General features: G+C 67.0%; 15 protein-coding genes and 1 pseudogene. 7 read left to right on the plus strand and 9 right to left on the minus strand.

Annotated elements, in window-relative coordinates; all coding sequences use genetic code 11:
- Window position 1: 1 nt before the first annotated feature.
- Window positions 2–1,054 carry an anthranilate phosphoribosyltransferase gene (gene trpD / locus IE173_RS04420; RefSeq protein ID WP_191282116.1) on the minus strand — a complete coding sequence of 351 codons (1,053 nt, stop codon included), beginning with the start codon at window positions 1,052–1,054 and terminating at the stop codon, window positions 2–4.
- Here trpD and ctaE point away from each other — a divergent pair.
- From ctaE to IE173_RS04450, 6 genes and pseudogenes are all read left to right on the plus strand, one after another.
- A complete protein-coding gene (gene ctaE, locus IE173_RS04425) occupies window positions 1,053–1,745 on the plus strand; it encodes an aa3-type cytochrome oxidase subunit III (RefSeq protein WP_191282118.1) in 693 nt (230 codons plus the stop codon). The two genes, trpD and ctaE, sit on opposite strands and share 2 nt — an antisense overlap.
- A 5-nt stretch (window positions 1,746–1,750) precedes the next feature.
- The gene (gene qcrC / locus IE173_RS04430) at window positions 1,751–2,536 is read left to right on the plus strand and encodes a cytochrome bc1 complex diheme cytochrome c subunit (protein ID WP_191282120.1); all 786 of its coding nucleotides are present in this window, start codon (window positions 1,751–1,753) and stop codon (window positions 2,534–2,536) included.
- A gap of 39 nt (window positions 2,537–2,575) precedes the next feature.
- Window positions 2,576–3,649 (plus strand): cytochrome bc1 complex Rieske iron-sulfur subunit, encoded by a 1,074-nt coding sequence (gene qcrA, locus IE173_RS04435; RefSeq protein WP_191282122.1) that lies wholly within the window; start codon window positions 2,576–2,578, stop codon window positions 3,647–3,649.
- A 74-nt stretch (window positions 3,650–3,723) separates the two neighbouring features.
- On the plus strand, window positions 3,724–5,289 hold the full coding sequence (qcrB, locus tag IE173_RS04440; protein ID WP_191282495.1) for a cytochrome bc1 complex cytochrome b subunit: 1,566 nt from the start codon (window positions 3,724–3,726) through the stop codon (window positions 5,287–5,289).
- Window positions 5,290–5,365: 76 nt separating this feature from the next.
- Window positions 5,366–5,978, plus strand: a pseudogene (locus IE173_RS04445) (ClpP family protease).
- Window positions 5,975–6,595, plus strand: a complete 621-nt coding sequence (locus IE173_RS04450; protein WP_191282124.1) for a ClpP family protease — start codon at window positions 5,975–5,977, stop codon at window positions 6,593–6,595. The pseudogene IE173_RS04445 and the gene IE173_RS04450 overlap by 4 nt, the downstream one beginning before the upstream one ends.
- On the opposite strand, the gene IE173_RS04455 is transcribed toward IE173_RS04450, so the two are convergent.
- The 7 genes from IE173_RS04455 to IE173_RS04485 all read right to left on the minus strand — a co-directional run bounded on the left by IE173_RS04455 (window position 6,573) and on the right by IE173_RS04485 (window position 12,417).
- Window positions 6,573–6,914 (minus strand): helix-turn-helix domain-containing protein, encoded by a 342-nt coding sequence (locus IE173_RS04455; protein WP_191282126.1) that lies wholly within the window; start codon window positions 6,912–6,914, stop codon window positions 6,573–6,575. The two genes, IE173_RS04450 and IE173_RS04455, sit on opposite strands and share 23 nt — an antisense overlap.
- Before the next feature lie 46 nt (window positions 6,915–6,960).
- The gene (locus IE173_RS04460) at window positions 6,961–7,428 is read right to left on the minus strand and encodes a GNAT family N-acetyltransferase (protein WP_191282128.1); all 468 of its coding nucleotides are present in this window, start codon (window positions 7,426–7,428) and stop codon (window positions 6,961–6,963) included.
- 30 nt (window positions 7,429–7,458) lie between these two features.
- Window positions 7,459–7,911, minus strand: coding sequence for a cytochrome c oxidase subunit 4 (locus IE173_RS04465; protein ID WP_191282130.1), 453 nt, complete (start codon window positions 7,909–7,911; stop codon window positions 7,459–7,461).
- 1 nt (window position 7,912) lies between these two features.
- Window positions 7,913–9,631, minus strand: coding sequence for an aa3-type cytochrome oxidase subunit I (gene ctaD, locus IE173_RS04470; protein WP_191282132.1), 1,719 nt, complete (start codon window positions 9,629–9,631; stop codon window positions 7,913–7,915).
- On the minus strand, window positions 9,631–10,512 hold the full coding sequence (gene ctaC, locus IE173_RS04475; protein ID WP_229841873.1) for an aa3-type cytochrome oxidase subunit II: 882 nt from the start codon (window positions 10,510–10,512) through the stop codon (window positions 9,631–9,633). The genes ctaD and ctaC overlap by 1 nt, the downstream gene beginning before the upstream one ends.
- 93 nt (window positions 10,513–10,605) lie before the next feature.
- Window positions 10,606–10,983 (minus strand): iron-sulfur cluster insertion protein ErpA, encoded by a 378-nt coding sequence (erpA, locus tag IE173_RS04480; RefSeq protein WP_191282134.1) that lies wholly within the window; start codon window positions 10,981–10,983, stop codon window positions 10,606–10,608.
- A 27-nt stretch (window positions 10,984–11,010) separates the two neighbouring features.
- Complete coding sequence (locus IE173_RS04485) at window positions 11,011–12,417, minus strand: dipeptidase (protein WP_191282136.1); 1,407 nt, start codon at window positions 12,415–12,417, stop codon at window positions 11,011–11,013.
- Window positions 12,418–12,433: 16 nt separating this feature from the next.
- On the opposite strand from IE173_RS04485, the gene IE173_RS04490 reads away from it, so the two are divergent.
- The gene (locus tag IE173_RS04490) at window positions 12,434–12,997 is read left to right on the plus strand and encodes a DUF3043 domain-containing protein (RefSeq protein WP_191282138.1); all 564 of its coding nucleotides are present in this window, start codon (window positions 12,434–12,436) and stop codon (window positions 12,995–12,997) included.
- Here IE173_RS04490 and IE173_RS04495 read toward each other — a convergent pair.
- Window positions 12,994–14,010, minus strand: coding sequence for a quinone-dependent dihydroorotate dehydrogenase (locus tag IE173_RS04495; protein ID WP_191282140.1), 1,017 nt, complete (start codon window positions 14,008–14,010; stop codon window positions 12,994–12,996). The genes IE173_RS04490 and IE173_RS04495 overlap by 4 nt on opposite strands.
- Window positions 14,011–14,048 lie beyond the last annotated feature (38 nt).

A 14,048-nucleotide genomic window follows, 5' to 3' on the forward strand; every position in this document is an offset into this window, starting at 1 on the left:
CTCAGCGCTGCGTGGCCGCGGCCCAGGCGTCGAGCTTCTCGGTCGCCGCGCCGGAGTCGATCGCCTCGGTCGCGACCGCGAGCTTCTCGGTGAAGCGATCGCGGATGTCGCGCTCCTGCTGCGTCGCGTCGTGCGCGAGCTCCCAGGCGATGAGGCCCGCTGCCGCATTGAGCAGCACGATGTCGCGCACCGGCCCCGGATCACCGGCGAACACCCCGCGGGCGATCGCGGCGTTGTGCGCCGCGTCGCCGCCACGCAGGTCGTCGATGCTCGCCCTGCCGATGCCGAGGTCGGCCGGATCGAGGTCGTGCTCGTGGATGTCGCCTCGCGAGACCTCCCAGATGTGGCTGTGCCCGGTGGTGGTCAACTCGTCGAGTCCGTCGTCGCCGCGGTAGACGAGCGCGGTCGCCCCGCGGGTGCGGAACACCCCCGTGATCAGGGGTACCTTGTCGAGCGCCGCGACCCCGACGCTCGACGCCTCGGGGCGTGCCGGGTTGCACAGCGGGCCCAGGAAGTTGAAGACGGTCGGGATGCCGAGCTCGGCACGCACCGGGCCGGCGTGCTTGAACCCGGGGTGGAACAGAGCCGCGAAGACGAAGGTGATGCCCACCTCCTGCAGCACTGCGGCGACCCGATCCGGGGTCAGCTGCAGCTCGATGCCGAGCGCCCCCAGGACGTCCGACGAACCGGAGGCCGACGACGCCGCGCGATTGCCGTGCTTGACGACTTTCGCCCCCGCAGCCGCGGCCACGATCGAGGCCATCGTCGACACGTTGACCGTGCCCATCCGGTCGCCGCCCGTGCCCGCCATGTCGAGCGCCATCGGGTCGACCGCGAGCGGCTGGGCGTGGGCGAGGATCGCGTCGCGGAATCCGACGATCTCATCCACCGTCTCGCCTTTCGCGCGCAGGGCGACGAGGAAGCCGGCGAGTTGCGCGTTCGTGACGGCGCCCTCCATGACCTGCTCCATCGCCCAGGACGCTTCGGCGATCGACAGGTCGGCCCCGGCGAGTGCTTGCGTGATCAGAGCAGGCCAGGTGAGTTCCGTCGGCATGGCGTCGATCGTAGCGACCTCCGATATCGGCCATAATGGGCTCGTGACCTCGACACCGATTTCGCACCGCCCAGCCGCAGGGGTCATCAATCGACCGAACTCCGTGCAGGTCGGCACCATCGTCTGGCTGGGCAGCGAAGTCATGTTCTTCGCCGGCCTGTTCGCCGTCTACTTCACCCTGAAGTCGACCTCACCGGGTCTGTGGGCCGACCAGGGGTCGAAGCTCAACATCTTCTTCTCGGCGATCATCACGATCATCCTCGTGTCGTCGTCGTTCACCGCCCAGTTCGGCGTCTTCGCCGCGGAGCGCCTGCAGAAGTGGCGCACCGGTGCGTGGTGGAACCTGCGCCGCTGGGGTGTCGTCGAGTGGTTCTTCCTCTCGTTCTTCCTCGGCGCGTTGTTCATCATCGGCCAGGTCTACGAGTACGCCCTGCTGGTCAGCGAAGGCGTCGGATTCACCTCCGACTCGTTCGGTTCGGCGTTCTACCTCACGACCGGCTTCCACGGCCTGCACGTCACCGGCGGCCTTCTGGCGTTCCTCATCGTGATCGGCCGATTCTTCGCCGTCAAACGCTTCACCCACAAGGAAGCCACCACCGCGGTCGTCGTCTCGTACTACTGGCACTTCGTCGACGTGGTGTGGATCGGGCTCTTCCTCGTCATCTACGTTCTCCCGCGATTCGGAGTCTGACCCTTATGCCACGCAGTCGCCGCACGGGCCGCCGTTCTCCCCTGGCCTCGGTCGCGCTCCTCGTCATCGGTCTGCTGACCACGGGCGGCGCCTATGCCCTCGTCACGTCGAGCGCCACCGCCAGCACGACCTCCGCTTCGGCGACGACCGCTGAGGAAGGCGAGAAGCTCTTCATGGCGAACTGCGCCTCCTGCCACGGAATCGGTGCGGTCGGCACGACCGACGCCCCCAGCCTGGTCGGGGTGGGCGCCGCCGCGGTCGACTTCCAGGTGGGCACCGGACGGATGCCGATGGCCGCCTCCGGACCGCAGGCGGAAGCCAAACCGGTACAGTTCACCGACGAGCAGGTCAAAGCCCTCGCGGCCTACGTCGCGACCCTCGGCGAAGGCCCCGCCATCCCGGCCGACGAATTCCTGACCGGGGAAGGCGATGTCGCCCTCGGAGCCGAACTCTTCCGCATCAACTGCGCGATGTGCCACAACGTCGCCGGTGCGGGCGGAGCGCTGACCGAAGGGAAGTTCGCACCCGACCTCAAAGACGTCGACCCCGCGCACGTCTACGAAGCGATGGTCACCGGGCCGCAGAACATGCCGGTGTTCAACGACCTCAACATCACCCCCGAGGAGAAGGCCGACATCATCGCCTACCTCGAATACCTCAACGATCACCCCTCCCCCGGAGGCCTCGACCTCGGCGGACTGGGGCCCGTTTCGGAGGGTCTGTTCGTCTGGATCTTCGCGCTCGGCGCGATCGTCGCGGTGACGGTCTGGCTCACCGCGAAGTCAAACTGAGCGTTCTTGGCGCACGAAGAGATAAGAGAGCACACGAGCATGGCAGACCACGGCAGCGCCGAACCCGGTAGCGCAGTCGTTCCGCGGGACATCCCGGTCGACGCACCCGGAACTGCCGTCGTGCCCACGGACGCGATCGAGAACCCCGGATTTCCGCCCTACCGGCCGCGAGTGAGCGACGTCGACCCCAAGAAGGAACGACAGAACGAGCGTCGCGTCGCCTGGTTCTTCTGGGCGTCGATCATCGGCAGCGTGTTCGCGATCGTCGCCTATTTCGTCTTCCCGATCGATGCCGACGACCCCGGGTCGGTGCGCGTCAACAACGCCTTCCTCGGGCTCGGGATGGCGCTCGCGCTGTTCGGCATCGGATTCGGTGCCGTGCACTGGTCGAAGTCGCTCATGGACGGTCACGACCTCGTCGAAGACCGCAACGCCGGCCACCCGCCGGAAGAGAAGTACGAGAAGCGCGCCGGAGCGGCCGCGGTCTTCACCGCCGGCAACAAGGAATCCGGGTTCACCCGGCGCAAGCTGATCCGCAACTCGCTCATCGGCGCACTCGTTGTGTTCCCGCTGCCGGCGGTCGTGCTCTTCCGCGACCTCGCCCCAGCCGAAGACCCGGTGACACTGCTCAAGCACACGCTGTGGAAGAAGGGCACCCGGCTTGCGCGCGACCCCGACGGCACCCCGATCCGCGCCGCCGACGTGACGCTCGGCTCGGTCTTCCACGTCATCCCCGAAGGTCTCGAAGACCTCGAGCACGGCAAGCTCGAAGAGAAGGCCAAGGCCGCCGTGCTGCTCATGCGGCTCAAGCCCGAAGACCTCGAAATCTCCGAGGATCGCAAGGACTGGAACTACCAGGGCATCGTCGCCTACTCCAAGATCTGCACCCACGTCGGCTGCCCGGTCGCGCTCTACGAGCAGCAGACCCACCACCTGTTGTGCCCGTGCCACCAGTCGCAGTTCGACATCACGAAAGAGGCGAAGGTCATCTTCGGCCCCGCCAAGCGCCCGTTGCCGCAACTGCCGATCACCATCGACGACGAGGGCTACCTGATCGCTCAGAGCGACTTCACCGAGCCCGTCGGCCCGAGCTTCTGGGAGCGTTCGCTGTGACCGTCACTGTGTCTGACACCACCGGCACGAACCGCCCGGGCACCGAGCCCGCCGTCGCCGAAGTCGGCCGCGGCATGCGATTCACCAACTGGGCCGCCGGCTACGTGGACGAACGCTTCAAGCTCTCGGGCTGGGTGCGGGACTACGGGCGCAAGATCTTCCCCGACCACTGGTCGTTCATGCTCGGCGAGGTCGCGCTCTACAGCCTCATCGTGGTGCTGCTCTCCGGCACGTTCCTGACCTTCTTCTTCCAGGCGTCGATGGTCGAGACGCACTACGACGGCTCGTACGTGCCGCTCAAGGGCATCCAGATGTCGGCGGCAATGGCCTCGACGCTCGACATCTCCTTCGACATCCGCGGCGGGCTGCTGGTGCGGCAGATCCACCACTGGGCGGCGCTGCTGTTCGTCGCCTCGATCGGTCTGCACATGCTGCGGGTGTTCTTCACGGGCGCGTTCCGCAAGCCCCGCGAGATCAACTGGCTGCTCGGCTTCACCCTCTTCATCCTCGCGATGGCCGAGGGCTTCACGGGCTACTCGCTTCCCGACGACCTGCTCTCGGGTAACGGTCTGCGCATTATCGATGGCATGGTCAAGGGAGTGCCGGTCATCGGCACCTGGATCTCGTACCTGCTGTTCGGTGGCGAGTTCCCGGGCACCACGGTCATCGGCATGTTCTACAGCCTGCACATCCTGCTGCTACCCGCGATCCTCGTCGCGATCGTCGGCGTGCACGTGATCATGGTGTTCGTCAACAAGCACACCCAGTACGCGGGCCCCGGCCGCTCTAACGACAACGTCGTCGGTGTGCCGGTGATGCCGGTGTTCGCGGCGAAGGCCGGCGGATTCTTCTTCATCGTGTTCGGCGTCATCGTGCTGGTCGCGGCGACCGTGACGATCAACCCGATCTGGAACTACGGCCCCTACGACCCGTCCCCCGTCTCGGCCGGGACACAACCCGACTGGTACATCGGGTTCGCCGACGGCATGTTGCGGCTCATCCCGCCGGGCTGGGAACTCGAGATCCTCGGCTTCACGCTCTCGCTCAACATCCTCGTGCCGCTGCTCGTGCTCCCGCTGTTCCTCGCCCTCGTGGCCTTCTACCCGTTCTTCGAAGCGTGGGTCACGGGCGACAAGCGGCACCACAACATCGCCGACCGTCCGCGCAACGCCCCGATGCGCACCGCGATCGGCGCCGCCGGCGTCACCTTCTACGCGGTCATGTGGGCCGCGGCATCCTCCGACCTCATCGCGACACACTTCAAGCTCGCCGTCGAAGGGGTGACTCTCGCCCTTCAGATTCTGTTGATCGCCGGACCGATCATCGCGTTCTTCGTGACCCGTCGCATCTGTTTCGCTCTGCAGAAGAAGGACCGCGAGATCGCCCTGCACGGCTACGAGTCGGGCCGGATCGTGCGTCTTCCTGGCGGTCAGTACGTCGAGGTGCACCAGCCGCTCAGCGACTACGAGCGCTGGCGCCTGGTGTCCTACACCGACTACCAGCCGCTCATGGTGCGCCCGGATAAGCACGGCCGGATCTCGGTCGCGCAACGCGTGCGTGCCGCCGCGTCGAGGTTGTTCTTCGAGGATCGCATCGCACCGGTCACCAAGACGGAACTCGAGTCCCAGAGCCACCACTGACCGTTCTGCCGAGGGCCGATCCGCTCTGAGCAGTGGATCGGCCCTCGGCATGCTCGGCCGGCGCAGGCTGGGGAGCATGACCGACACCCCTCCTCGCCAGTTCTCCTCCGCGATGCGCGAACGGCTCCTGCACGAGCGCGTGGTCGTACTCGACGGAGTGCTCGACGACGACAACGGCACGCTCCTGGCGGCGCAACTGCTCACCCTCGCTGCCGACGATCCGCGCGCCGACATCGCAATGTGGATCCACTCCCCCGGCGGATCAGTGCCCTCGATGCTCGCGATTCGCGACGTCATTGCGACTCGTGCCGTGCGACGTCGCAACCCTCGCCCTCGGGCTGGCCTGCAGCGCGTGGCAGTTCCTGCTCTCGGCCGGCGCTCCCGGGAGGCGCTACGCCCTCCCCCACGCGCGCATCCTGATGCACCAGGGTTCCGCCGGGATCGGCGGCTCGGCCGTCGAGATCGAGCTCCAGGCCGACGACCTGCGGCACACTCGCGACATCGTGCTCGGGATCATCGCCTCCGACACCGGGCAGCCGCTGGAGCGGGTGTTCGAGGACTCACTCCACGATCGCTGGTACTCCGCCCCCGAGGCGCGGGACTACGGGTTCGTCGACGCCATCGTGGGATCGTTCGACGAGGTCATGCCCGACCGTGCGCTACCGATCGGAATCGGGGCGGGTCGATGAACAGCTACCTCGTGCCCAACGTCGTGTCGGCGCATCCGCGTGGCGACCGGATCATGGACGTGTACTCGCACCTGCTGACCGAGCGGATCGTCTACCTCGGCACCGCGATCGACGCCGGCGTCGCGAACGCACTGATCGCCCAGCTGCTGCACCTCGACGCCGACGGGCCGGGGCGGGAGATCGCGATGTACATCAACTGCAACGGCGGCGACCCCGCGGCGATGCTCGCCGTCTACGACACCATGCAGTACCTGCAGTCGCCCGTCGCGACGACCTGTGTCGGGCAAGCCATCGCGACCGGGGCCGTGTTGCTCGCCGCGGGCTCGCCCGGACGACGAGCCGCTCTGCCCCACGCCCGAATCGTGTTGCACCAACCGTCGGGGCAGGGACGCGGCACGATTCCCGACCTCATCCTCGCCGCCGACGAGATCGTGCGCGTTCGTGCCGACCTCGAGGCGATCCTCTCGATGCACACCGGGCAGAGTGTCGAGACGCTGCGTCGTGACACCGACCGCGATCGGGTCTTCGCCGCAGCGACGGCTCGGGACTACGGGCTGATCGACGAGCTCTTGCCGCCGCGAGCGGTTGGGGCGCTCACGCCGCGAAAGCGAACGTGATGCGCTGGGTGGCCGCCGAGCGACGGCCCAGGTCGCGACCGATGTCGGAGGCGATCTCGGCGAGCGTCGTGTCGAGCGCCCCGGCGACCGCCGAGATCATCTCGCTCGACGGCTCATTGAGCCCCCGCTCGATCTCGGAGAGATACTGCGGCGAGATGCCGGCCCGGCGCGCGGTGTCCACCAGCGTCTGCTCGCGGTCGGCACGGAGGTCGCGCAGGTGACCGCCGAGCACCTCGCGCCACAGCGGTTCGAGTCCCGCCGTCTCCGGGGTCGACGAGCGTCGGCGGGGAGCTTCGTCGATGAGCGTCACATCGGCCATGACCTCACGATAGGGCGCCGCGTGGTCGACGAGGAGATGCGTCCGCTCAGGGCAGAACGCGGGCGGCACCCCGGTCGGGCGGGAAGAAGCGGCGCATATACTCCGCTGCGTCGCTGAAGCCGAGGCGGTCGTAGAACCCTCCGGCTCGGCGACTCGCGACCGTCAGCTGCGTCACACCACGTTCCTCGCAGGCCGCCTCGACCGCGCGCACCAGAAGGGTTCCGTAGTTGCGTCCGCGGGCGGCCTCGTCGACCGCGATCTCCTGGAGTTGAGCCGACGGCCCGTTGGTGGCGAGCAGCGGAACGATGGTCGTCAGCGCGTAACCGCCGAGTCGCGGCGAGCCATCGTCAACGACAAGCAACAGCACAGTCGGGTGAGCGCCCGCAAAGTACTCGGCAATGGTGACGTCGTACGCGGCACGATCGGGGGTGAAGGCGTGCCCGAGCTGTTGCACCAGGTCGAAGATGGCATCCTCATCCCCGGGGCGTGCCTCGCGGATCACGGCATCGGTCATCGAAGCCATCCCCCTTCAGGAGGCGAACTCTTAGCGGGCGAAGAAGCTGCGGTAGTACTCGTACTGCCAGCCGACGATGGCGATCAGCACGATCGGACCGCCGAGGAAGGCCAGCCAGATGCCGACGGCGAAGCCGAGGAACATGAAAGCGAGACCGAGTGCCAGCACCATCGGCCACCAGCTCCACGGACTGAAGTGTCCGACCTCAGGGTCACCATCGTCGATGTCCGCGGTGTAGGAGTCCTCGGGCAGTTCGCCGCCCTGAGCGCGCTTGGTGATCGTCAGGTAGAACGCGAGGAACGCCGAGAAGACGGTGCCGAGGCCAATGCCCACGGTGCCGACCCACTCCACGCCCTGCGCCGTGAGCGGCTCGATCTGCCCGGGGGTGTTGGCGTAGTCGATGAGCGACCAGAGCGTGTACCCGACCGCCGAAAGTCCGAAGAACACCGCGAGGATCCAGAACAGGTTGGCGTTGACGCGCACGCTACTTCACCTTTCCGTCGACGAGGTCGACGACAGGACCCTCGGGAGCGTCCTTCAGGGGTCCGATCCCGACCTGGGGGCCGGCCTCGGGGTGGTGGAGGTCGAATGCCGGCGACTCCGAACGGATGCGCGGGATCGACACGAAGTTATGACGCGGCGGCGGGCACGAGGTGGCCCACTCGAGCGAACGGGCGTTGCCCCAGGGATCGTCGACGGTGACCTTCTCGCCGCGACGCGCGGTGATCAGCACGTTGAGGAAGAACGGGATCAGAGAAACGGCGAGGATCATCGCGCCGAACGTCGAGATCTGGTTCATCCAGGTCAGGCCGTCTTCCTCGAGGTAGCTCCAGTAGCGCCGGGCCCCGCCCGCCACGCCGATCCAGTGCTGGATGAGGAAGGTCGTGTGGAATCCGATGAACAGCATCCAGAAGTGCCACTTGCCAAGCGTTTCGTTCAACATCTTGCCGGTCCACTTCGGCCACCAGAAGTAGAAGCCAGAGAACATGGCGAAGACGACGGTGCCGAACACGACGTAGTGGAAGTGCGCGACCACGAAGTAGGTGTCGGAAACCATGAAGTCGAGCGGCGGGCTTGCCAAGATGACACCGGTCAGACCACCGAACGTGAAGGTGATAAGGAAGCCGATCGCCCAGAGCATCGGAGTTTCGAACGTCACCGACCCGCGCCACATCGTGCCGACCCAGTTAAAGATCTTCACCCCCGTCGGCACGGCGATGAGCATCGTCAGTAGCGCGAAGAAGGGCAGCAGCACCGACCCGGTGACGTACATGTGGTGCGCCCACACCGTCACCGAGAGGGCCGCGATTGCGATGGTCGCGTAGATGAGGGTCTTGTAGCCGAAGATCGGCTTGCGGCTGAAGACCGGCAGCACCTCGGAGATGATGCCGAAGAACGGCAGCGCGATGATGTAGACCTCGGGGTGCCCGAAGAACCAGAACAAGTGCTGCCAGAGAATGGCGCCGCCGTTCGCGGGGTCGAGGAGGTGCGTTCCGAAGACGCGGTCCGCGCCGAGCGCGAACAGGGCAACGGCGAGCACCGGGAAGGCCATCAACACGAGGATCGAGGTCACCAGGATGTTCCAGGTGAAGATCGGCATGCGGAACATCGTCATCCCGGGCGCGCGCATCGTGATGATCGTGGTGATGAAATTCACGGCACCGAGGATCGTGCCGAACCCGGTCATCGTCAGACCGAATACCCAGAGGTTGCCCCCGAGCCCCGGCGTGAAGGTGGTGTTCGACAACGGGGCGTAGGCGAACCAACCGAACGACGCCGCCCCCTGCGGCGTCAGGTAGCCGGCGACCGTGACAATGCCGCCGAACAGGAAGAGCCAGTAAGCGAAGGCGTTGAGCCGCGGGAAGGCCACATCGGGGGCGCCGATCTGCAGCGGCATGGCGACGTTGGCGAAACCCGCGAACAACGGTGTCGCGAACAGCAGCAGCATGATCGTGCCGTGCATCGTGAAAAGCTGGTTGTACTGCTCACCGCTCGCCACGAGCGTGTTGCCCGGTTCCCACAGTTGTGCGCGGATGACGAGGGCCATCACGCCACCGATGCAGAAGAAGATGAACGACGAGATGAGGTAGAGGTAACCGATCGTCTTGTGGTCGGTGGTGGTGATCCACTTGACGACGATGTTGCCCTTGCGCTCGACCCTGGGCGTGCCGAAGGCCTGCTGGGGTGCGGTGGCCGTGGTCATCAGTTCTCTCCCTCGCCCGTGGCGCCCGTGCCCGGCTGGTTCTGGTTCACGTTGTACGTGTCGTCGAGCTGACCGGTCTGGCCCTTCTCGCGCAGCAGCTCCATCTGGGCGTCGTACTCCTCACGCGAGACGACCTTCACCTTGAAGAGCATCTGCGAGTGGTACTCGCCGCACAGTTCGGCGCACTTGCCGTCGTATTCGCCCTCTTTGAGCGGGGTGAAGTACATGTAGTTCGACCGCGCCGGGATCATGTCCTTCTTGTAGAGGAAGTCGACGATCCAGAACGAGTGGATGACGTCGCGTGACTCGATCTTGATCTCGACCGTCTCGTCGACGGGCAGGTAGAGCACCGGAAGCTGGTCGGTGTCGACCTGACCGTCTTCGCCCTCCTGCGCCTGGATGCCGACCTCGTACACGTCTTCCTGCGTGTAGTTGAACGCCCACGACCAGCGCTGGCCGTAGACCTCGATCTGCACGTCGGGGTCGGCGGTGGGTTGCTCGATCGCGGTCTGGTCGCGGGCGGTGAAGGCGAAGAAGCCGATCACGAGCACGAGCGGCACGATCGTGTAGAAGATCTCGATCGGCATGTTGTAGCGCAGCTGCACCGGCAGACCGGTCTGACCCTTGCGGCGCCGGTAGACCACGGCGGCCCAGATGATGAGCACCCAGGTGACGACGCCGACTGCAAGCAGCACGATCCACGACGTCACCCAGAGACCGGTGATGCGATCGGTGTGGTTCGTCGCCCCAACCGAGTCCTCGGGGAGGAACCCGATGAGCTGCGCTTGCGTGCAGCCGGCCAGGATGACGGTGAGGGCGCCCACGATGGGGAGCAACGCCCAACGCGCCAGTTTCGACTTCGGGGGGCGAGTGGAGCGCACCGGTGACCTCTCAGGAACGTGGATGACCTGAGGCCAGTCTATCCATCAGCCGAACGACAGAAACCGCCGCAGGCCCCGGAGAGTCGCGCCGATCTAGTGGAAAGAGTCGCCGCAGGCGCAGGATCCGGCGGCGTTGGGGTTGTCGATCGTGAACCCCTGCTTCTGGATGGTGTCCTCGAAGTCGATCGCCGCTCCCTCGAGGTACGGCACGCTCATCTTGTCGACGACCACCTCGACGCCATCGAAGTCGACCGTCGCGTCGCCGTCGAGCAGTCGCTCGTCGAAGTAGAGCTGGTAGATGAGGCCGCTGCAGCCGCCCGGCTGCACGGCGACCCGCAGGCGGAGGTCGTCGCGACCTTCCTGCTGAAGCAGGTTCTTGACCTTGGTCGCCGCCGTGTCGGTGAGCTTCACGCCGTGCGTGGTGACGTCGGTCGAGGCCTGGTCAGTCGAGGTCAGGGCGGTGTCGGTCATGTCATCGAGTGTAAGCGAGCATCCCGGTCATTCGCCGGATCTGGCGTTCAACCGTGACAGCAGCAGTGCTTCCGAGAGGATGGCGCGTCGCAGAGTCGGCAGATGCAGCGACTCGTTCGGACTGTGCGCGCGTGAGTCGGGGTCTTCGACGCCGGTGATGAGGATCTGGGCCTCGGGGAACATGTCGACGAGGTCGGCGATGAACGGGATCGACCCACCTGCACCGATCTCGACCCCTTCGGTGTCCCAGGCCTCCCCCATCGTCTCGAGGGCGTCAGCGGCAGCCCAGCCTGAGGAGTCGACGAGGAACGGGTTGCCCATGTCGAGGTCTTCGATCGAGATCTCGGCCCCGAACGGCACATGGCCCATGAGGTGAGCTTCGATCGCGTCGAACGCCTCCTGCGCGGTCTGCCCCGGCGCGACCCGCGCGCTGATCCGCACCCTGACGCTCGGCACCAGGGTGTTGGAGGCGTTGCGGATGTTCGGGATGTCCATGCCGGTGACGGTGATCGACGGTTGGTACCAGAGCCGCGAGAGGATCGCCCCCTTCCCGATCGGGCTGACCGCGTCGAGGAGTCCCGACTCCTCGCGCAGCTTCGTCTCGCCGTACTTCGGAGTCTCCTCGTCGTGACTCGTCAGACCCTCGACGGCGACCGAGCCGTCCTTCTTCCAGAGGGTGGCGAGCAGTTCGATCGCGGCCATCGGCGCGTCGGGTACGGCGCCGCCCATCATCCCGGAGTGCGAGGCGTGCGCGAGGGTCGTGATCCTGAGGTTGAAGGCCACGGCGCCGCGCAGCGCGATCGTCAGGGCAGGGGTATCGAGGTCCCAGTTGCCCGAGTCGGCGACGACGATGACGTCGGACGCGATGCGGTCCCGGTAGCGGCGCAGGATCTCGGGAAGCGATCGGGAGCCGAACTCCTCCTCGCCTTCGATGAACAGCACGAGGCCGACATCCAGATCGTCGCCAGCCACCGCCACGAGCGATCGGATCGCGGCGATGTGGGTCATCACCCCGGCCTTGTCGTCGGCCGCGCCCCGGCCGTACAGCCGGTCGCCGCGCAGCGTCGGCTCGAACGGCACCGAGTCCCAGTGTTCGTCCTCACCGGGCGGCTGAACGTCGTGGTGCGCGTAGAGCAGGATCGTCGGCCGCCCGTTGCGTGCGGCGCGGGTGGCGATGATGGCGGGAAGCCCCAGCTTGCTGCCCTCGCCAATCGGCACTTGCACGATGTCGATGTCCTCGAAGACGCCGGTATCGGCCGCGAGGGCCCTCACGGCCTCGGCGCTCGCCTCGACCTGTTCCGGGTCGAACCCATCCCAGGAGACCGACGGGATGCGCACGAGGCGCGACAGGTCGGCCACCGCGAGCGGGAACCCGGCAGCGACCGCCTCACGGAGTTCGTCGGCGAACGGAGTCGAAGGCGGCGTGGCAGGCATCCCGTAATCTTAAGTCGTGGCCAAGACCCCCAGCACTCCCGCCTCCCCCGCGGTCGAACCCGATCCGACTCCCGCGGGCAAGGGTCGCGCGACCCCGACGCGTAAGGAGCGGGAGGCGGCGCAACGTCGTCCGCTCGTGCCGAAGGACCGCAAACTCGCGTCCCAGCAGAACCGCGCGGCGCTGGCGACCGAGCGCGAAAAGGCCCGTATCGGCATGGCGAAGGGCGACGAACGCTACCTCCCGATCCGCGACAAGGGCCCGCAGAAGCGTTTCGTGCGCGACTTCGTCGATGCCCGGTTCAGCGCCGGCGAGATCCTGATGCCGACCCTCGTGCTCGTCATCCTCACTTGGTTCGTGCCGCAGATCGCGGACTATGCGTTCCTCGGCTTCTGGGCGATCTTCCTCTTCGTCGTCGCCGACTGCGTCGTGCTCGGTTTCCAGGTGACCCGCAGGCTCGCGGCGAAGTACGGCAAGGACAAGGTCGAGAAGGTGCGCTGGTATGCCGCGATGCGCGCCATCCAGATGCGTTTCCTGCGCCTGCCCAAGCCTCAGGTGAAGCGCGGCGCGTACCCGTCTTAGCCGGAAGCGGCCGAGCGAAGCACTGAATTGATGCCGCGGGCCCAGAACGGGCCGCGGTAGAGGAACGCCGTGTAGCCCTGCACCAGGGTCGCGCCGGCCGCCAGGCGTTCGGCGACATCCTTGCCGGTGTCGACACCGCCGACCGAGATCACCACGAAGTCGTCGGGCACCGCTCGGCGCACCAGGCGCAGCACCTCGATCGAGCGGGCGGCGAGCGGCGCACCGGACAGGCCGCCCTCCCCCGCCGCCGCGATCTCGGCGGGGTCGGAACGCAGGCCCGCCCGGGACAGGGTCGTGTTGGTCGCGACCAGCCCGGGAAGACCGAGATCGACACAGAGCGCCGCGATCCGCAGCACCTGCTCGTCGGTGAGGTCGGGCGCGATCTTGACGAGCACCGGCACGCCCTCGGCGGCATCCCGCACCGCCTCGAGCAGGGGGGCGAGCCGGTCGAGCTCCTGCAGGCCGCGCAGGCCCGGGGTGTTGGGTGAGCTGACGTTCACGACCAGGTAGTCGGCGAGCGGTGCGAGCAAGCGGGTCGAAGCCAGGTAGTCGTCGAGGGCGTCCTCGACCGCGACGACGCGGGACTTGCCGATGTTGACGCCGATGATCGGCCGCCCGCGGCGACGACGTTCCCGGGCCAGTCGCTCGGCCGCCGCCTCGGCGCCGGCGTTGTTGAACCCCATCCGGTTGACCACGGCACGATCGGCGACGAGCCGGAACAGCCGCGGTTTCGGGTTGCCGGGTTGCGGCACCGCCGTGATCGTGCCGACCTCGACATGACCGAAGCCGAGCACGCCGAGGCCGCGGATTCCCGACGCCTCCTTGTCGAACCCGGCGGCGAGCCCGAACGGCGACGCGAAGCGCAGCCCGAGGGCGTCGACGGCGAGCGACGGATGCGGGCGACTCAGCCCCCGGAGGAAGCCCGGCAGCAGGCGGATGACGCGGAATGCCAGGTGGTGTGCCCGCTCGGGATCCATCCGACGCAGCACGAAGCGGAACAGGAGCGCGTACATCGAGTTCAGGCTATCGGGAGGTGCGGTCGCGAGACGCG

This window comes from Pseudolysinimonas yzui (assembly GCF_014653215.1).
Classification (GTDB): Bacteria; Actinomycetota; Actinomycetes; order Actinomycetales; family Microbacteriaceae; genus Pseudolysinimonas_A; species Pseudolysinimonas_A yzui.